Origin of the sequence: Rhodococcus sp. Eu-32 (assembly GCF_003336925.1) — a bacterium.
Classification (GTDB): domain Bacteria; phylum Actinomycetota; class Actinomycetes; order Mycobacteriales; family Mycobacteriaceae; genus Rhodococcoides; species Rhodococcoides kyotonensis_B.
In genome coordinates this window covers 193,535-212,891 of record NZ_QGNK01000003.1, presented here as the reverse complement: position 1 = coordinate 212,891, position 19,357 = coordinate 193,535, and the positions used below count along the sequence as shown (strand labels likewise).

The following is a 19,357-nucleotide window of genomic DNA, read 5'->3' as shown; positions in this document are numbered from 1 at the left end:
TGGCCCGAACTATGGTTGTGCATTCGCACCCATTCCGGGACAGGTGAGGGGCTCGCCATGGGCATCAAGGTCGCACTGGAACATCGGACGAGCTATTCGTTCGACCGCATGGTGCGGGTATATCCGCACGAGATCCGTCTGCGTCCGGCGCCGCATTCGCGGACGCCGATCGAGGCATACTCGTTGACGATCGAACCCGCCGAGCATTTCGTCAATTGGCAGCAGGATGTCTTCGGAAATTTCCTTGCGCGCGTTGTCTTTCCCGAACGCACCGATCGCATGTCCGTCACGGTCGGACTCGTCGCCGACATGGCGGTGATCAATCCCCTCGACTTCTTCGTCGAGGACTGGGCGGAACACTTCGGTTTCGAGTACGAGGAACGCGACCTTCCGGATCTGGAGCCGTACCTGCGGGCCGTCGACGAAGAGGAGCCGGGATCGGGGCCGGGGCCGGTCGTCACCGCGTGGGTGGAGAAGCTCGACGCTGCTGTGCGAGAACGTGGTTCGACGATGCGGACGATCGACTTCCTGGTCATGGCGAACAGGGCCGTCCTCGGTGACGTCGAGTACTCGGTCCGCATGGAACCCGGTGTGCAGACGCCCGATCACACGCTGACCTCCGGGGTCGGCTCGTGCCGCGACTCGGCCTGGCTGTTGGTGTCGGTCCTTCGACAGATGGGCCTGGCCGCGAGGTTCGTCTCGGGCTATCTCGTGCAATTGGCGTCGGACGTGAGATCGCTGGACGGCCCGTCGGGTCCCTCTGCCGACTTCACCGATCTGCACGCATGGACCGAGGTCTATCTGCCCGGTGCGGGCTGGGTCGGCCTGGATCCGACGTCGGGGTTGTTCGCCGGCGAAGGTCACATTCCACTGTCCGCGACGCCCCATCCCTCCACGGCTGCAGCCATTTCCGGCGCCACCGGCAAATGCGAGGCCGAACTCGATTTCTCGAACACCGTCGTGCGCGTCCACGAGGATCCCCGCACGACGTTGCCGTACACCGCCGAGCAATGGACGGCCGTTCGCGCGGCCGCAGCGGTCCTCGACGAACGGATGTCCGAGCAGGACATCCGCCTCACGGTGGGGGGCGAGCCGACGTTCGTCGCGATCGAGAATCAGGAGGCGCCGGAATGGAACACGACGGCCGACGGCCCGCATAAACGTCGACTCGCGAGCGACCTCGCCGAACGGTTGCGCACCGTCTACGCTCCGGACGGGCTCGTGCAACGCAGCCAGGGCAAGTGGTATCCCGGAGAGCCGTTGCCGCGCTGGCAGATCGGGCTCTTCTGGCGTACCGACGGCGAATCCTTGTGGCGGAACTCCGATCTCGTCGCCGACCCCTGGCTGCCCGACGACCGTAGGCCCGCCCCTGTCGATCCGGCGACGTCACGTGCCCTCGTGGAGAAGCTCGTCGAAGCACTGGGTCTGCCCGAGACTCAGGCCCGCCCGGCCTACGAGGATCCACTCGTGCGACTTCTGGATCTGGTTCGGCAACCGTACGGAGACCCGCCGCACGACGACGACATCGAGCCGGGCGCCGATTCGGCGGAGACGCGGGCGGCACTGTTGCGCCGACTCGAATCCAGCACCGACGAGCCAGCTGCGTTCGTGCTCCCGATCAGCAGGAGCGTCGATGGCGCAGGCTGGCAGAGCGCCGACTGGACGCTGCGGCGGGGGAGACTGGTTCTGCTCGAGGGCGATTCACCCGCCGGTCTTCGACTGCCGTTGAACGCGATCACGTGGGCGGGCCGACCGCCCGAGAATCCGGACGATCCGACTGCCCCGAAAGATCCACTGCCGCAGCAACGGACACAACGTCCGCCCAGGCAGGTCGACCCGGCCGAAGCGCGCTACGCGCGGCTCGTCGAGACGAACGAGGCTGCGCGCGGTCGCGTCGGGGGCTCGGATGTGACGGCCCTCGTCGCCGAAGTCCGCGACGGAATCCTGTACGTGTTCATGCCACCGACCAACCGACTCGACGACTTCGTCGAGTTGGTCACGCTCGTCGAGAACGCAGCCGCTGCACTCGACACGCCGGTCGTGGTCGAGGGGTACGGTCCGCCGTCGGACCCACGAATCCAGACACTCACCGTGACGCCGGATCCAGGCGTCATCGAGGTCAACGTGCAGCCGACGTCGTCGTGGGGCGAACAGGACGATCTGATGCAGACGCTGTACGAGCAGGCGCGGCAGTCACGTCTGAGCACGGAAGGGTTCGACAACGACGGCACCACCCGCGGCACGGGCGGGGGCAACCACATCACACTCGGTGGCACGACGCCGTCGGACTCGCCGATTCTGAGGCGACCCGACCTGCTCGTGTCGCTGCTGACGCACTGGCAGCGGCATCCGTCGTTGTCGTACCTGTTCTCGGGCAGGTTCATCGGTACGACGTCGCAGGCGCCGCGCGTCGACGAGGGGCGCGAGGAGGCTCTCTACGAGCTCGAGGTGGCGTTCAGCGAGATCGCGCGGATGACGGATGCGGATCGAACCGCGTCACCGTGGGTGGTCGACCGAGCACTGCGACACCTGCTGACCGACATCACCGGCAACACTCACCGGGCCGAGTTCTGCATCGACAAGCTGTACAGCCCGGACAGTACGCGGGGTCGACTCGGTCTGCTCGAGCTGCGTGGATTCGAGATGCCGCCGCACCACCAGATGGCGATGGTGCAGTCGTTGCTGGTGCGGTCGTTGGTCAGCCGGTTCTGGGACGAACCGCTGAAGGCGCCCCTCGTCCGCCACGGCGCGAACCTGCACGGCCGCTACATGTTGCCGCACTTCGTGACCGCCGACATCGGACGCGTCGCCGAAGACCTGCGCGAGCACGGGATCGACTTCGACACCAGCTGGCTCGACCCGTTCACAGAGTTCCGATTTCCCAGGATCGGTACGACGGTCGTCGGCGACGCGGAACTCGAACTGCGCGGAGCCATCGAACCGTGGAACACGTTGGGCGAGGAGTCGACGTCGTCCGGCACCGCGCGGTACGTCGACTCCTCGGTCGAACGGATCCAGGTGCGTGTGGCAGGCGCCGACGACGGCCGCTACCTGGTCACCTGCAACGGCGTGCCCGTGCCACTGCTGCGCACCGATCGGAACGACGTCCAGGTCGCCGGTGTGCGCTACCGGGCGTGGCAGCCGCCGAGCGCGTTGCACCCGACCATCGAGGTGCAGAGTCCGCTGCACTTCGACGTCGTCGAGAAACAGACGGGGCGTGCTGTCGGTGGGTGCACCTACCATGTCGTCCACCCGGGAGGCCGGTCGTACGACGGGCCTCCGGTCAACGCCGTCGAGGCGGAATCGCGTCGTAACGGTCGGTTCGAGGAGGGCGGATTCGCCGCGGGGAAGTTGAACGTAGCAAGATTGGTCGAAATGCAAGCGCGACAGTCGATCGACGTCACCGCCCCGGGAATGCTCGATCTCCGGCGTACGGGTGTCCAGTTCTGACCGCGGTGCCCACCGGTGACCGGCGGCGTCGACTCGTCCCACGAAAGGAATGACGACTCGATGGTGCCCGTCGATACGGTCGACCCCGCGTCCGGGTCGGTCGACGGCAGTCCCGGCTCGCCTTCGGTCTCCGACCGCTTGGTGTCGCAGTATCACGCACGCCGCAGTACGTTGCGCGGCGCGGACACCCGCTACGACGAATTCCTCGCGCCCGACGGATGCGTCCGGCCGCAGTGGGATCGGCTCGTCCGGGGCATCGATTCCGCGGGGCCAGGTGGGGAGCGCGCTCTGCAGTCACGTGTGCGCCGCCTCGTCGACGACCACGGCATCACGTACAACCCGATCCCGGCCGACGGCACCGAACGGGTCGCGTCTCCCGTGCGCTGGCGACTGGACAGCGTTCCGCTCGTCCTCTCCGCCGACGACTGGACAGGCCTGGAAGCAGGCCTGATTCAACGATCTCGACTGTTCGACGCTCTGCTGACCGATCTGTACGGCGCGATGGACACGGTTCGGAGGTCGCTCGTCCCGCCCGAACTGATCTACGGCGACCCCGGCTACATCAGAGCCGCGCACGGCATCACCGTGCCCGGCCCGCATCAGTTGTTCATCCACGCCGCCGACGTCGGTCGGTCGTCGGACGGACGGTTCCGTGTCGTCGCCGATCGCACGCAGGCGCCGTCGGGGATCGGCTACGCGCTCGCCGATCGCCGGGTGATGTCGCGTGCCGCACCGGAATTGTTCGCCGGCACCAATCCTCGGCCGTTGTCGACGTTCGCCCGGGCGATGCGGTCGGCGTTGATCGACGCGGCGCCCGCTGCGGCAGAAGATCCGGTCGTCGTCGTCCTCAGTCCGGGTTCGCAGTCCGAAACGGCGTTCGACCAGGCCTATCTGGCGACGATTCTCGGTTTTCCGCTCGTCGAGAACGCGGATCTCGTCGTTCGCGACGGGTCATTGTGGATGCGCTCGCTCGGCACGTTGCGTCGGGTCGACGTCGTGCTCAGACGCGTCGATGCCGCGTTCACCGATCCGCTCGACCTCCGACCGGATTCACGTCTCGGCGTCGTCGGTCTCGTCGAGGTGTTGCGCCGCGGCGGCGTGACCGTCGTCAACACGCTCGGCAGCGGCATTCTGGAAAGCCCCGCGCTGTACCCGCTTCTCCCGTCGCTCAGCCGGGCGCTGCTGGACGAGGATCTGCTGCTCGAATCCACTCCGACGTACTGGGGTGGTGAACGCGCCGGCTTGTCTCACCTGACGTCGCACGTGCGGTCGCTGCTGTTCACATCGGTGACCACGCGCACGACCGTCCTCGGTCACGACCTGTCCGAAGCGGACGTCGACTCGCTCTTGAGGCAGGTGCGCGCCGAGCCGTGGAAGTGGGTCGGCCAGGACATTCCCGAGTTCGCCGTCGCCCCGTCGGGTTCGGCGTACGGCGGTCAGGTGGGCGCAGCCGAGGTGGGTCTCAGGCTGTTCAGCGTTGCGCAGCGCGTCGGATACACGCCCATGGCAGGCGGTCTCGGCCGCGTGTTGGTCACTTCGCCGGTTGCAGAGCCACTCATCACGGTGGCCTCCAAAGACGTCTGGGTCAGGTCCGCCGAACGTGCCACTCCCGCCGACGCCGCGGCGCACACCCCGCCGTCGTCCGTCGAAGAACTTCCGCACTACGCGGCAACCTCGGGCGACGTCGTCAGCTCGCCTCGTGTTCTCGGAGATCTGTTCTGGCTCGGTCGCTACAGCGAACGCGCCGAGGACATGACACGCCTGCTCATCGCAGTCCGCGAACGCTTGCAGGACTTCTCGTCGATGCCGTGGCTCGACGGGAGCGACAGCCTCCCGCTTCTGCTCGAAGCGGTGACGCGGGTGTCGGGAACGGCGCCGGGATTCTTCGACGAGAAGATCCGCGCCGACGCACAGTCCGAACTTCGGTCGCTCACGCTTGCGGTGGACCGACTCGGGTCGTTGGCGCAGTCGATCGACCGTGTACAGCAGGCAGCCCGGCGCGTGCGAGACCAGCTGTCGACCGACACGTGGGCGGTGCTGGCCCGGATCGACACCGCGCTGGCCGAACTCGAAGCCTCGGAGGGCAACGGCGCGCAGTTGGCGGCGTCGCATACGTCGGTTCTGCGTGGCCTCCTGTCGCTCAGCGGACTTGCGTCGGAGTCGATGGTCCGTGACGCGGGCTGGTACCTGATGGATACCGGCAAGCGAATCGAGCGAGGCCTTCAACTGACGGCTCTTCTGTCGGCGACGTTGAGCCACGCGTTGCCACCGACGACGGAGCAGGCAGTCATCGACTCGGTGTTGTCGGCTGCCGAGTCCTCGGTGATCTACCGGCGTCGCAATCGTGGGCCCGCGCGGCCGGCGGCCGTCGCACAGTTGTTGTTGTTCGACGAAGGTAATCCGCGGTCGTTGGTGTACCAGCTCGATCGGCTCAAGGACGATCTCGGCTCGCTTCCGGACGCGTCGGGCACCTCACGGCCGGAAGTCCTCGTCGAACAGATGGCCGTGCGGCTTCGGCGCGTCGACCCGGGCGACCTCGAGAGCGTCGACGCGTCCGGTGTGCGCACCGAGTTGGTCGAGCTGGTGGACGGCATTCACGCACAGCTCGAAGAGCTTTCGGTCGTCGTGTTGGCGACGCACATGGTCCTGCCGGGCGGAACGCAGCCACTGTGGGGTTCGAGAGCGCTGCGAGGTTCGACAGGCGAGGTCCGAGAGTGAGCAAGAGCTACCGCATCAGACACATCACCACCTACACCTACTCCGATCGTGTGACGTCGTCGTACGGACGGGGCTTCCTGGCGCCGCGCGACACCGACGCTCAGCGGTGCGTCGAGAAATCGGTGACCGTCGAGCCTGCGCCCTCCGATCAGTCGTTCGGCGTCGACGTCTACGGCAACGAAGACGTCTACTTTCATGTCACCACCGACCACGAGACCTTGGTGGTCACGGCGGACTCGCTCGTCGAGGTGTCGGAACCGACCGGTGCCGACGATGCGCTCGGCACGACGTCGCCCTGGGAGACCGCGCGCCCGCAGTACCTCGGCGCCGACGGTGCCACCGCGGTCGAGTTCGTCCTCGACCTGGACGTTCCCGAGATCACCGACGAGGTTCGTGACTACGCCGCTGCGAGCTTCCCGCCGAATCGGTCGCTGCGTGACGCCGTCGTCGATCTGACGCACCGCATCTTCACCGACTTCACGTACGAGTCCGGTTCGACGACGGTGTCGACGACCGTCGCCGACGTGCTGGGGGCCAGGTCCGGGGTCTGTCAGGACTTCGCGCGGCTCGCGATCGCGTGCCTGCGCTCGAAAGGCCTGGCGGCACGGTACGTCTCGGGCTACCTCGCGACCGAACCGCCTCCCGGTAAGGAACGCATGGTCGGCGTCGACGCGACCCACGCCTGGGCCGCGGTGTGGACACCGGACGGAACATGGCTCGCGTTCGACCCGACCAACGATCAGCTGGTCGACGAGCGTTATGCGACCGTTGCGTGGGGTCGGGACTACGCCGACGTGCCGCCGTTGCGCGGAGTCATCTACACCGAGGCCGAGTCCAGCACGATCTCGGTATCGGTGGACGTCGCACCGGTGACCTAAGCGTTGTCGACCGTCGTGATGCAACTGCGACAGGACCTTTGCGCAGGTCGACCGGAAAGCGTCCGATTCGTTGTGTTGCGGAGGGCACAGTCGGTCGGTGCGACCGGGTACCTTGGTACCCGATGACCGCAACATTGGCAGACCCTGTCTCAGAGGTTGTAGCAGCTGCACAGCAGTTGCTCACCAAGCGCACCGGCGCACCCGTCACGCTCGTCGATGCCGTCGACCTCGGCGGCAGTGGGCAGGCTGTCGTTCTCCGTGTCCGGGTGGCCGAGAACCCATTTCAGCTTCCGCGCACCCTCGTGATCAAGCAGCTCCGTGAGACCGCCGCCGACGCCGACGTTCACGAGGGCAAGCAGACCACCGGCAGTCAGGCGGCGTTTCTCCGGGAGGCGGCGTCGTACCAGTTCGCGACGGCGCTCGCGACGGACAGCAGACCAGGACCGGACCTGCTCGCCTACGACCTTCACGCCCGACTTCTCGTGCTCAGCGACCTCGGGGACGCGAGCCCGATCACGACGCTGCTTCGGCATTCCGACACGGCGTCGGTGACCAACTCGCTCATGGCCATGGCGCAGGCGCTCGGACGCATGCACGCGGCAACCGTGGGTCGCGAGGAAGATTTCGCAGCACTGCTGCGGCGTGCCGGGCTGCCGCTGTCCGACGACGGTATCGCGGCTCAGATTCCCGACGCACTGGTTGCCGTTCCACGCATGCTTTCCGACGAACTCGATCTGGGGGAGACGCCGGAGTCGATTCTGCACCGTGTCGAGCGCAGCGGACGGCTGTTCGCGCACGGCGCGTTCCGCGCGTTCAGTCCGGCCGATCTGTGTCCCGACAACATCATCGTCAACGACGAAGGCGTCCGTTTTCTCGACTACGAGTGGGGTGGCTTCCGCGACGCGACTCTCGACATCACGTATGCGTTGGCGTCGTTCCCGGGTTGCCTGTGCCACTTCGATCTGTCCACCGAGCGTGCGCAGGCGATGATCGACGCGTGGCGCGCCGAGGTCGTCGGCATCTGGCCGCACCTCGCCGACGATCACGTGCTCGCGTCCAAGATTCTCGACGCGCAGCTCATCTGGGTGTGGCTGTCGACCTACTGGTTCCTGCCGAACGATCACGCGCGCATCGCTGCTGCTCGCGAGCATCATCTGTCGGTGCCGCGCTCGGCGGCCCTGCTGGCCCGTTGGAGTGTGCTCGCCGATCAGGCAGAGCGGACGGGGGCGTCCGATGTCGCCGAGTTCGTCCACCGCGTCGTCACCGCGCTGCGCGTCAAGTGGGACCGGTGATCGGCAGCTCGGTCGTCGTATAGCGTTTTCGACGTGAGTACAGGTTTCGGTGCGGGGTTCGACGACGACGCCGAAGAGAACGGTCTGTTCGAGGCCCCGCAGGCGGAGGACGAGGACATCGCACCCGACGTGACGTCATCGGCACCCACCTCTCGCCCGTATGTCAGGCCCGACGCGCCACTCGCGGTTCGAATGCGTCCGACGACGCTCGACGAGGTGGTCGGGCAATCGCATCTGCTCGCGCCCGGTGCCCCGCTGCGAAGGCTCGTCGACGGCTCGGGCGCGTCGTCGGTCATGCTGTACGGCCCGCCCGGCACCGGCAAGACGACCCTGGCGTCGCTGATCTCGGGTGCGACCGGCCGCAAATTCGAGGCGTTGTCGGCATTGTCGGCCGGAGTTAAGGAAGTGCGCGGCGTCATCGACCTCGCCCGTCGCAGGTTGACCGCAGGCGAACAGACCGTGCTGTTCATCGACGAGGTACATCGGTTCTCCAAGACCCAGCAGGATGCGTTGCTCGCGGCCGTCGAGAACCGGATCGTGTTGCTCGTCGCCGCAACCACGGAGAACCCGTCGTTCTCCGTCGTGTCTCCCTTGTTGTCGCGCTCGCTCGTGCTGCAGTTGCAGCCGCTGAGCAGCGACGACATCGAACTGCTGCTCACCAGGGCCGCGAACGATCCGCGTGGTCTGGACGGCGCCGTGACCATCGACGAGGACGCCATGGCTCACCTGGTGCGGTTGGCGGCCGGTGATGCGCGACGCGCACTGACGGCGCTGGAAGCGGCAGCCGGCGCCGCATCCGGACCGGTGTTGGACCTGAAGACCGTCGAGGCAAGCGTCGACAAGGCCGCGGTGCGCTACGACCGCGACGGTGACCAGCACTACGACGTGATCAGCGCGTTCATCAAGTCCATCCGCGGATCGGACGTCGACGCGGCGCTGCACTACCTGGCTCGGATGATCACCGCGGGGGAAGATCCTCGGTTCATCGCGCGGCGCCTCGTGGTGCATGCGAGCGAGGACGTCGGTATGGCGGATCCGACGGCACTGCAGACAGCGACGGCAGCCGCGACGGCCGTGCAGCTGATCGGAATGCCCGAGGCACGGCTGGCGCTGGCGCAGGCCACCATCCACCTCGCGACGGCGCCGAAGTCCGGTGCCGTGATCGCCGCGCTCGGTGCCGCGATGGCCGACGTCGCCGCAGGCAAGTCCGGATCCGTGCCTGCGCACCTGCGGGACGGTCACTACAAGGGCGCGCAGGCTCTCGGCAACGCCGTCGGATACAAGTACCCGCACAGCGACCCCGGCGGTGTGCTGAGGCAGCAGTATCCACCCGACGAATTGGTCGGCGTCGACTACTACGAGCCCACCGATCACGGCGTCGAACGGGAGATCGGCACGCGCGTCGGGAAGCTCCGGCGTATCGTTCGAGGACGTTAGCGGCGGACCGCGGCGGGGCCTGCGCCTGTGCCGAGTCCGGCGCGTTAACCTGTGTACGTGCAAACCCATGACATTCGCAGGCGTTTCCTCGACCACTTCGTGAAGGCCGGGCACACCGAAGTGCCCAGTGCCTCGTTGGTGCTCGACGACCCCAACCTGCTGTTCGTCAATGCGGGCATGGTGCAGTTCAAGCCGTACTTCCTCGGCCAGCAGACCCCGCCCTTCCCGACCGCGACGAGCGTTCAGAAGTGCGTGCGGACCGGCGACATCGAGAACGTCGGCGTCACGACCCGGCACAACACCTTCTTCCAGATGGCGGGCAACTTCAGCTTCGGCGATTACTTCAAGGAGGGCGCGATCACGCTCGCCTGGGAGCTGATCACGAAGCCCCAGTCCGAAGGCGGTTACGGTTTCGATCCGGAACGGATCTGGGTCACCGCGTACGACCAGGATCCCGAAGCTGCCGAGATCTGGCGACGCGTCGCGGGAATGCCCGACGAGCGGATCCAGTTCCGTGACGGCGCGGACAACTACTGGGACATGGGCGTGCCAGGACCGGGCGGACCGTGCTCGGAGATCTACTACGACCGCGGACCCGAGTACGGCAAGGAGGGCGGGCCCGTCGTCGACGAGGACCGCTACATCGAGATCTGGAATCTCGTCTTCATGCAGGACGTTCGCGGTGACCTGAGCCCGAAGAAGGGTCACCCGCCCGTCGGCGTGCTGCCGAAGAAGAACATCGACACGGGCATGGGTGTCGAGCGTGTCGCGTTCCTGCTGCAGGGTGTCGACAACGTGTACGAGACGGACCTGGTTCGTCCCGTCATCACGAAGGCCGAGTCGCTTTCCGGGCGCACGTACGGCACCGATCACCAGGCAGACGTCCGGTTCCGCGTCATCGCCGATCATGCTCGTACCGCCGTGATGCTGATCGCGGACGGCGTCAACCCCGGTAACGAGGGCCGCGGGTACGTGTTGCGCCGACTGCTGCGTCGCATCATCCGGTCTGCTCGACTTCTCGGGGCCGACAAGCCGAGCATGGCGGAGTTCGTCACCGTCGTGCGGGACACGATGGCCGAGTCGTACCCGGAACTGGTCACCGATTTCGATCGCATCCTCACCGTTGCCGTCGGCGAGGAGACCGCCTTCCTGAAGACGCTCTCGTCCGGTTCGAAGCTGTTCGACACCGCCGCCGAGTCGGTCAAGGCTGCGGGCAAGACGACGATCGGCGGCGCCGAAGCGTTCGCGCTGCACGACACGTACGGATTCCCGATCGACCTGACGCTGGAAATGGCGTCGGAGGCCGGTCTTCAGGTCGACGAAGAGGGCTTCCGGACGCTGATGGCCGAGCAACGTCGTCGCGCCAAGGAGGACGCGCAGTCGCGCAAGCATGCGCACACCGACCTGTCCGTCTACAAGGACTTCGTCGACACCGCAGCGACCGAATTCACCGGTTTCGACGAATTGTCGTCCGAGGCAACGGTTCTTGCGCTCATCTCCGGCGGCGTCCGTGTTCCGACGGCTACTGCGGGTGAATCCGTCGAGGTCATTCTGGACCGCAGCCCGCTGTACGCGGAGTCCGGCGGCCAGATCGCCGACATCGGTTCGATCAGCGCGCCCGGCTTGTCGGTCAAGGTGAACGACGTGCAGAAGATCGCCAAGAAGGTCTGGACGCACAAGGTGACCGTCGAGACCGGACAGATTACCGAGGGTGACGTCGTCCGCGTCGACGTCGATCCCGCATGGCGCAAGGGCGCGACGCAGGGTCACTCGGGAACGCACATGGTGCACGCAGCGCTCCGACAGGTGTTGGGTCCCAACGCAACTCAGGCGGGCTCGCTCAACAAGCCGGGTTACCTGCGATTCGACTTCTCGTGGCAGGGCGCCCTGTCCGAGGCGCAGCGCAACGACATCGAGGCCGTCGCGAACGACGCGATCGGCGCGGACTTCGCCGTCAACACGATGGTCACCGATCTCGACAGTGCCAAGGCGATGGGCGCGATGGCGCTGTTCGGCGAGAACTACGGCAACGAGGTGCGTGTCGTCGAGATCGGCGGGCCGTTCTCGATGGAGCTGTGCGGTGGTACCCACGTCGGCCACTCGTCGCAGATCGGACCGGTCACGCTGCTCGGTGAGTCGTCCGTGGGTTCCGGTGTGCGCCGAGTCGAGGCGTTCGTCGGTCTCGACTCCTACCGCTACCTCGCGAAGGAGCGTGCGCTGCTCGCCGGAGTCGCGTCGTCGCTGAAGGTGCCGACCGACGAAGTGCCTGCCCGTATCGAGACGCTCGTCGATCGCCTCCGGGTCGCCGAGAAGGAACTCGAAGCGGTGAAGGCTGCGTCGGTTCTGGCCTCGGCAGGGACTCTGGCCGACTCGGCCGAGCGCATCGGGTCGGTCCGCGCTGTCGTCGCGCAGGCTCCCGACGGGGTCGGCGGCAACGACCTGCGCACTCTCGCCGCCGACGTGCGCGGACGTCTCGGGTCCGATCCCGCCGTCGTCGTGCTGTTCGGCACCGTCGACGGCAAGGTCCCGTTCGTCGTGAACGCCAACCAGGGCGCCCAGGACGCCGGCATCAAGGCCGGTGAACTCGTGTCGAGCTTCGGTCCCGCGATCGGTGGCCGCGGAGGTGGCAAGGGGGAAACCGCGCAGGGATCCGGCTCCAACCCGGACGGTATCGCGCAAGCTCTGTCGGGAGTGCGTGCTCGAATCTCGGAACTCGCTTCCTGATCGTGACGGATTCCGCCGGACAGGCCCGGCCGTCCCGTCGCGATCCCGACCGCCCCGGCGACGACGACCCGGGGCCCGGCCGACGCATAGCCATCGACGTCGGAAGCGTGCGCATCGGCGTCGCATCGAGTGATCCGGGTGGGGTGCTCGCGACGCCGGTGGAGACCGTCGCCCGATCCAAGATCAAAGGCCCCGACGCGCCCGATGTCGCTCGGGTGATCGAGATCGTCCGGGAGTACGAGGCCGTCGAGATCGTCGTCGGGCTGCCGCGCACTCTCCGGGGTGAGAGCGGTTCGGCGGTGAAAGCTGCGGAGGGCTTCGCGCGTACATTGTCGCGACGTCTGCCCGGCGTGCCGGTACGCATGGCGGACGAAAGATTGACTACCGTGACTGCGGCGCGTGCACTTCGAGAAAGCGGAGTCCGTGCCAAGGCTCAGCGTTCGGTGATCGACCAGGCTGCGGCCGTCGCGATCCTGCAGGGGTGGCTCGACGAGCGCTCCGGCCGCCTGAGCGCGGCACGCACCAGCACCACCAGTTCCGAAGACACAGGTCCGACTCCGGAGGCCGGCGAGTGAACAACTACAGGTACGAGGACGAGGTCCACACCGATCCGATCGGCTATCGAACGGACGAAGGCAGCGAGTTCCATCGTGCCGTGAACGCTCCGGGCCCCCGCGAGGTCGGCCGCAGTCGCGCCCAGCGTCGGCAGGACCTCGAGGCCAAGCGCCGCAAGCGCCGAGGACGGACCGTCGGGTTGGCGTTGGGATTGATCGTCGTCCTGGCCGTAGCCGGAGTGGGGTACTTCGTGTTCGATCGATTCACCGGAGGACCAGGCGGCCCCGAGGACTTCGCGTCGGGAACCGCCGGGCCGTCCGTCGTCGTACGGGTGCATCCCGGTGACACTGCAGAGCAGATCGGCGCCGACGCCGTCGACAAGGGTGTCGTCGCCAGCACCGGTGCGTTCATGAGCGCTGCCGTGCAGAATTCGTCGATCTCCGCGGTGCAGCCGGGCTACTACCTGCTGCCCAGTCATGTTCCGGCGTCCGAGGCCGTCGCCGCGCTCGTCGACCCCGCAGCTCGCGTCGGCAGCGTCGTCATCTCCGAGGGGCGTCAGCTGCACGATTCCAGCGACGTGAACACCGAGGCGGTCAAGAAGGGCATCTACACGCTGCTGTCGGAGGCGAGCTGCATCGACACCACCGGCAGCGGCACCCCGACCTGCATCTCGTACGAGGACTTCAACGCCGCAGGCGCGGCCGAGGACTCGTCGACCCTCGGGGTTCCGGACTGGGCTGCGGAACGAGTGAGCACGGTTCCCGACCGTGACCGTCAGCTCGAAGGCCTCATCTCGGCGGGCAGCTGGGACTTCGATCCCACCGCGTCGCCCACCGACATCCTGGCGCAGCTCGTGTCCGAGAGCGCCGAGACCTACGAGAGCACCGGCATTCTGACCGCGGGAGCCAACTCGGGCCTCGATCCGTATCAGACGCTGGTGGCCGCGTCGCTCGTCGAACGGGAATCGCTTCCCCAGGACTTCAGCAAGGTCGCGCGCGTCATCATCAACCGTCTCGCAGAACCGCAGAAGCTCGAATTCGATTCGACGGTCAACTATGCGCTCGACACCACCGAGGTCGCGACGACCGACCTCGACCGAGCCACCGTGACGCCGTGGAACACGTACGCGATGGAGGGTCTGCCTGCCACACCGATCGCGTCGCCCAGTGTTGGGGCGGTCGAGGCAGTCGAGGCGCCCGCCGACGGCGACTGGCTGTACTTCGTGACCATCAACACCGCAGGGGAGACGCTGTTCACCCGAAGCTACGACGAGCATCTGGCGAACATCGGCAAGGTCGAGGACGGCTTCCTCGAGAGCGGGCGCTGATCGATGCGCGCTGCGGTACTCGGCAGTCCCATCGAACACTCGAAGTCGCCTCTTCTGCACCTGGCGGCCTATCGCGCGCTCGGACTGGACGACTGGACGTACGAGCGAATCCTGTGCACGGGCGAACAGCTGCCTGATCTGGTGTCCGGTCTCGACTCGGACTGGGTCGGACTGTCGGTGACGATGCCGGGCAAGGTCGCAGCGCTGAATGTCGCCGACGAGCGCACCGACCGCGCGGTGTTGGCCGGATCGGCCAACACGCTCGTGCGGACGGCGACGGGGTGGCGCGCGGACTGCACCGACGTCGACGGCGTCGCAGGTGCCCTCATCGAGGCAGGGATCGTCGACCTGACGGGTCGCTCGGTTCTCGTCGTCGGAGCAGGCGGAACTTCGCGTCCTGCCATCGTCGCTCTCGCCGGGCTCGGGGCGGTATCGGTCACCGTCGTGGCGCGATCGGCCGAGCGTGCGCAGGACACCATCGCGTGCGCGAAGGCAACGGGGATGGCCGCGGACTTCGTGACCATCACGGACCCGAACCTCGCCGGTGTGGCCGAACGCGCCGCAGTGGCCGTCAGTACGGTGCCTGCGGTCGGCGTCGAACCCGTCGCTGCGGCCGTCGCGCATGCTCCGGTCGTCCTCGATGCCATCTACGACCCGTGGCCGACGCCGTTGGCCACGGCCGTCGAGACCGCGGGCGGCACTGTGATCTCGGGTGTCCAGATGCTGCTGAATCAGGCGTACGGCCAGGTCGAGCAGTTCACCGGCAAGCCCGCGCCCAGAGCCGCCATGCGCGACGCGATCTGAGGAAATTCCACAGGTTCTCTTCGCTCACAGGGCAGATCGCGACCAGGGCATTCCGCGTGAGGGCCGACGCGACGCACGCGAGCATGCCTGTGTGTACTTCCAAACCCTTCCTGTCGAGCTCGGATCCGCTTACGCTGCAACGGCCGCCGGATGGCTCGACGGCGGACCCCTGGTCGTCGCGTTCGTCTCGTGGTGCGTGTGCCTGTCCTGCATCGACCTGATGTCACGGCGGTTGCCGAATTCGCTGACCGGTACAGGAGCTGCCGCGATCGCCGTGTATTCGGGCGTCGTGGGTGCCGTTCCCGCAATGCTGGCGGGTGCCGTCGCACTGTTCGGTTGCTACCTGGCCGTCCATCTCGCGGCGCCGCGCGCGTTGGGCGCGGGCGACGTCAAGTTGGCGTGGTCGCTGGGCGGTGTCACCGGTATGGCGGGTGCCGACGCGTGGGCGGTGGCCGCGGTCGCTGCACCGCTGCTCACCGGCCTGTGCGGGCTTGCGCTGTCTGCTGCCGGCCGCTCACGGACTCCGGTGCCACACGGCCCGGCGATGTGCGCGGCCACCCTGCTGGCACTCGCGGCGTGACGGACGTGGAAGGATAGCTGCGTGCTGCGCTGGATTACTGCTGGAGAATCTCACGGTCCCGCTCTCGTGTCCATCCTCGAAGGAATGGTCGCGGGTGTCGAGGTGACCTCGGACGACATCGCCGCTCAGTTGGCGCGTCGACGACTCGGATACGGGCGTGGTGCCCGCATGAAGTTCGAGGCCGACAAGGTCACCATCACGGGCGGCGTCCGGCACGGCCTGACCCTCGGTGGTCCCATCGCGATCGAGGTCGGAAACACCGAGTGGCCCAAGTGGGAACAGGTCATGTCGGCCGATCCGGTCGATCAGTCGGTGCTGTCCGACCTCGCTCGCAACAGTCCGCTGACCCGTCCCCGTCCCGGTCACGCCGATTACTCCGGCATGCTCAAGTACGGCTTCGACGACGCCCGCCCGGTGCTCGAACGTGCGAGCGCGCGCGAGACCGCAGCCCGCGTCGCGATCGGAACCGTCGCACGGCGATTCCTGAAGCAGGCGTTCGGCGTCGACGTCGTCTCACATGTCATCTCGATCGGCGCGTCGGAGCCGTACGTCGGCCCTGCGCCGTCCGGTGACGACCTGGACGCGATCGACGCCAGTCCCGTCCGCGCGTTCGACGCCGCGGCCGAGGCGTCGATGATCGCCGAGATCGAGGCCGCCAAGCGTGACGGTGACACCCTCGGCGGCGTCGTCGAGGTCGTCGTGCACGGTCTGCCCGTCGGACTCGGGTCGTTCGTCAGCGGCGAGCGCAGGCTCGACGCACGGCTCGCGGCCGCCCTCATGGGCATCCAGGCGATCAAGGGTGTCGAGGTGGGCGACGGTTTCGAGACCGCCCGCAGGCGCGGAAGCGCCGCGCACGACGAGATGAAGCCGGGCCCCGACGGAGTTCTACGGTCGACCAACCGCGCAGGCGGCATCGAAGGTGGCATGACCAACGGCGAGGCGCTGCGTGTGCGCGCTGCGATGAAGCCGATCTCGACGGTTCCCCGCGCGCTCGCCACCGTCGACATGTCGACCGGTGACGAGGCCGTCGCGATCCACCAGCGGTCCGACGTCTGCGCGGTCCCTGCTGCCGGCGTCGTCGCCGAGACGATGGTTGCCCTTGTCGTCGCGCAGGCCGCGCTCGAGAAGTTCGGGGGAGACTCGCTCGCGGAGACGGCGAGCAACGTCGACCACTACGTGAAGGGCTCTGCCGCCCGGCCGCCGCGATGACTCCGTACGCGGTGTTGATCGGCCCGCCCGGTGCCGGCAAGTCGACCATCGGGCGGCGGGTCGCTCAGGCGCTCGAACTGGAACTGCTCGACACCGACGCCGCGATCGAACGGACGACCGGACGGACCATCGCGGACATCTTCGCCGAGGACGGCGAACCCGCGTTCCGCGTCATCGAGGAGCAGGTGGTCGCCGACGCCATCGCGACCCACAGCGGCATCGTGTCGTTGGGAGGGGGATCGATCCTCTCCGAGCGCACACGCGCGCTGCTGGAGTCGCAGACCGTGGTCTATCTGGAGATCAGCGTTGCCGAGGGCTTGCGCCGCACGGGCGCCAACAATGCTCGACCGCTGCTGGCCGGCCCGGATCCGCGTACGAAGTACCAGAACCTGATGCGTACGAGGCGGCCGCTGTACCGTTCGGCAGCCACCATCCGGGTGCGCACCGACGGGCGCAGTCCGGCACGTGTCGTCACCCAGGTCGTCGCGAAACTGAAAGCGCATCACGAGCACGCGGGTGCCACGACACCGCCCGTACTGGGGCGACCCAACCGATTCGATGGAGGGTGAGAACAATGACCGAGCCCGTACGCGTCATGGTCGAGACCGCAGCGCCGTACCCGGTGATCATCGGCAGGGGACTGCTGGGTGATCTGGTCGACGAACTGGCCGGAACGGCCACCGTCGCGATCTTTCACCAGCCGCCGCTCGCGGAGACTGCCGAAGCCGTTCGAGAGGCCTTGGCGGCCAAGGGAATCGATGCTCACCGCATCGAGATTCCGGATGCCGAGGACGGCAAGGAACTGGCGGTCGCCGGGTTCTGCTGGGAGGTGTTGGGCCGGATCGGTCTGACGCGCAGCGACGCCGTCGTCAGCCTCGGCGGCGGCGCGGCCACCGATCTCGCCGGTTTCGTCGCCGCGACGTGGATGCGCGGGGTCAAGATCGTGCACGTGCCGACGACGCTCCTGGCGATGGTCGATGCAGCAGTCGGCGGCAAGACGGGCATCAACACCGAGGCCGGCAAGAACCTCGTCGGCTCGTTCCACGAACCCGCAGCGGTCCTCATCGACCTCGCGACGCTCGAAACCGTTCCGCGCAACGAGATCGTGGCCGGTCTGGCCGAGGTGATCAAGACCGGTTTCATCGCCGACCCGACCATCCTCGATCTGATCGAAGCCGATCCGGACGCCGCCCTCGACCCCCAGGGGACCGTTCTGCCGGAACTGATTCGTCGTTCCGTCGAGGTCAAGGCCCGCGTCGTCGCGGCCGACCTCAAGGAGTCGAGTCTGCGCGAGATCCTGAACTACGGACACACGCTCGGCCATGCCATCGAACGCCGGGAGCGCTACCGCTGGCGTCACGGTGCTGCCGTCGCCGTCGGTCTCGTCTTCGCGGCCGAACTGGGTCGCCTGGCCGGCCGTCTCGACGACGCCACCGCCGACCGTCACCGCAGCATCCTCGAAGCGGTGGGGCTGCCGACGACGTACGACGCGGACGCGTTCGGTGATCTGTTGAAGGGCATGCAGACCGACAAGAAGAATCGCGCCGGAATGCTGCGGTTCGTCGTGCTCGACGGCCTTGCCAAGCCGGGACGACTGGAAGGACCGGACCCGAGCCTTCTCGTCGCGGCCTACTCGGCCATCGCACGGGACGACTCAGGCCCGTCCAGCACCGGAATTCTGCTCTAGCTGGTGCTCTTCTTCGAGCCCTGATCTTTCTGCAGGTCTGGACCGACGGCCGGGAACACTTCGGTGTCGGCCGAGTCGTCGGCCCACCGTGCTTGGTCGGCCGTCGACTGCGACGGCGCTGCCTGACCGGTAGCCGACTGACCCGAGGCGTTCGCGCCGACCGTGTGATGTTCGCGGCGGTGCTGCTCGCGCTCGGCGTCGGTCGCGGCGAGCTTCTTCTTCGCATCGCGCGAAGCGAGAAGGCGTCCGAGGAACACGGCGATCGTCGCCGGAATGAAGATGACGAGGATCGTGAACGCGGCGCCCGACGTCAGTTCGAAGAACAGCGAGTTCTGGCCGACGCTGAACTCGACGAGGAATCCGACCAGCCACGCGAGAAGGCCTGCCAGCAGACCACCGACGACCGCGGCCTTCAGCCAGACCATCGTCAGATCCTTGCCGTATTCGGGATCGGGATTGGCATGTCGGTCGCGGATTCCGTCGATTCCGGCCCACACGACGACCGCCAGCAGCACGGCGGCCATGCCCACCCAGCGCAGCTGCGAGCCGTGCGTCGGCCACTGCGCGACGGCTGCCCCCAGCAGTATCCGCACCCCCACGTTGATCAGACCCATACCGATTCCGCGCACAACCCACCCAGTCATGGGGTCAGCCTATCCCTACCCGCCGGTAAGTGTGTCCGGCCCCACAGAATTT

The 19,357-nt window shown here is 67.3% G+C and carries 14 protein-coding genes; 13 read left to right on the top strand and 1 reads right to left on the bottom strand.

The features are described 5' to 3' along the window. Positions 1-57: 57 nt before the first annotated feature. From DK926_RS06060 to aroB, 13 genes are all read left to right on the top strand, one after another. Complete coding sequence (locus DK926_RS06060; protein ID WP_114329602.1) at positions 58-3,450, top strand: transglutaminase family protein; 3,393 nt, start codon at positions 58-60, stop codon at positions 3,448-3,450. A 60-nt stretch (positions 3,451-3,510) separates the two neighbouring features. Beyond that, positions 3,511-6,168, top strand: coding sequence for a circularly permuted type 2 ATP-grasp protein (locus tag DK926_RS06055; protein ID WP_114329600.1), 2,658 nt, complete (start codon positions 3,511-3,513; stop codon positions 6,166-6,168). Further along, complete coding sequence (locus tag DK926_RS06050) at positions 6,165-7,046, top strand: transglutaminase family protein (protein ID WP_114329598.1); 882 nt, start codon at positions 6,165-6,167, stop codon at positions 7,044-7,046. Before DK926_RS06055 ends, DK926_RS06050 begins: the two co-directional genes overlap by 4 nt. A 122-nt stretch (positions 7,047-7,168) precedes the next feature. Continuing rightward, positions 7,169-8,338 carry a kinase gene (locus DK926_RS06045; protein ID WP_114329596.1) on the top strand — a complete coding sequence of 390 codons (1,170 nt, stop codon included), beginning with the start codon at positions 7,169-7,171 and terminating at the stop codon, positions 8,336-8,338. Positions 8,339-8,371: 33 nt separating this feature from the next. Further along, complete coding sequence (locus DK926_RS06040) at positions 8,372-9,775, top strand: replication-associated recombination protein A (protein WP_114329594.1); 1,404 nt, start codon at positions 8,372-8,374, stop codon at positions 9,773-9,775. A gap of 57 nt (positions 9,776-9,832) precedes the next feature. After that, positions 9,833-12,499: an alanine--tRNA ligase gene (gene alaS / locus DK926_RS06035; RefSeq protein WP_114329728.1), complete on the top strand. Its 2,667-nt coding sequence runs from the start codon at positions 9,833-9,835 to the stop codon at positions 12,497-12,499. Positions 12,500-12,501: 2 nt separating this feature from the next. After that, a complete protein-coding gene (gene ruvX, locus DK926_RS06030) occupies positions 12,502-13,074 on the top strand; it encodes a Holliday junction resolvase RuvX (protein ID WP_114329592.1) in 573 nt (190 codons plus the stop codon). Then, positions 13,071-14,381 (top strand): endolytic transglycosylase MltG, encoded by a 1,311-nt coding sequence (locus tag DK926_RS06025; protein ID WP_114329590.1) that lies wholly within the window; start codon positions 13,071-13,073, stop codon positions 14,379-14,381. Before ruvX ends, DK926_RS06025 begins: the two co-directional genes overlap by 4 nt. Positions 14,382-14,384: 3 nt before the next feature. Further along, positions 14,385-15,185 (top strand): shikimate dehydrogenase, encoded by an 801-nt coding sequence (locus tag DK926_RS06020; RefSeq protein WP_114329588.1) that lies wholly within the window; start codon positions 14,385-14,387, stop codon positions 15,183-15,185. A 169-nt stretch (positions 15,186-15,354) separates the two neighbouring features. Further along, entirely contained in the window at positions 15,355-15,765 is a 411-nt protein-coding gene (locus tag DK926_RS06015) for an A24 family peptidase (RefSeq protein WP_243636682.1), read from the top strand. A gap of 21 nt (positions 15,766-15,786) precedes the next feature. Next, positions 15,787-16,974, top strand: coding sequence for a chorismate synthase (gene aroC, locus DK926_RS06010; protein WP_068424329.1), 1,188 nt, complete (start codon positions 15,787-15,789; stop codon positions 16,972-16,974). Then, entirely contained in the window at positions 16,971-17,543 is a 573-nt protein-coding gene (locus tag DK926_RS06005) for a shikimate kinase (RefSeq protein WP_114329586.1), read from the top strand. The genes aroC and DK926_RS06005 overlap by 4 nt, the downstream gene beginning before the upstream one ends. A 5-nt stretch (positions 17,544-17,548) precedes the next feature. Next, entirely contained in the window at positions 17,549-18,661 is a 1,113-nt protein-coding gene (gene aroB, locus DK926_RS06000) for a 3-dehydroquinate synthase (protein WP_114329585.1), read from the top strand. On the opposite strand, the gene DK926_RS05995 is transcribed toward aroB, so the two are convergent. Next, positions 18,658-19,305: a B-4DMT family transporter gene (locus DK926_RS05995; RefSeq protein ID WP_068424325.1), complete on the bottom strand. Its 648-nt coding sequence runs from the start codon at positions 19,303-19,305 to the stop codon at positions 18,658-18,660. The genes aroB and DK926_RS05995 overlap by 4 nt on opposite strands. Between the last annotated feature and the right edge of the window lie 52 nt (positions 19,306-19,357).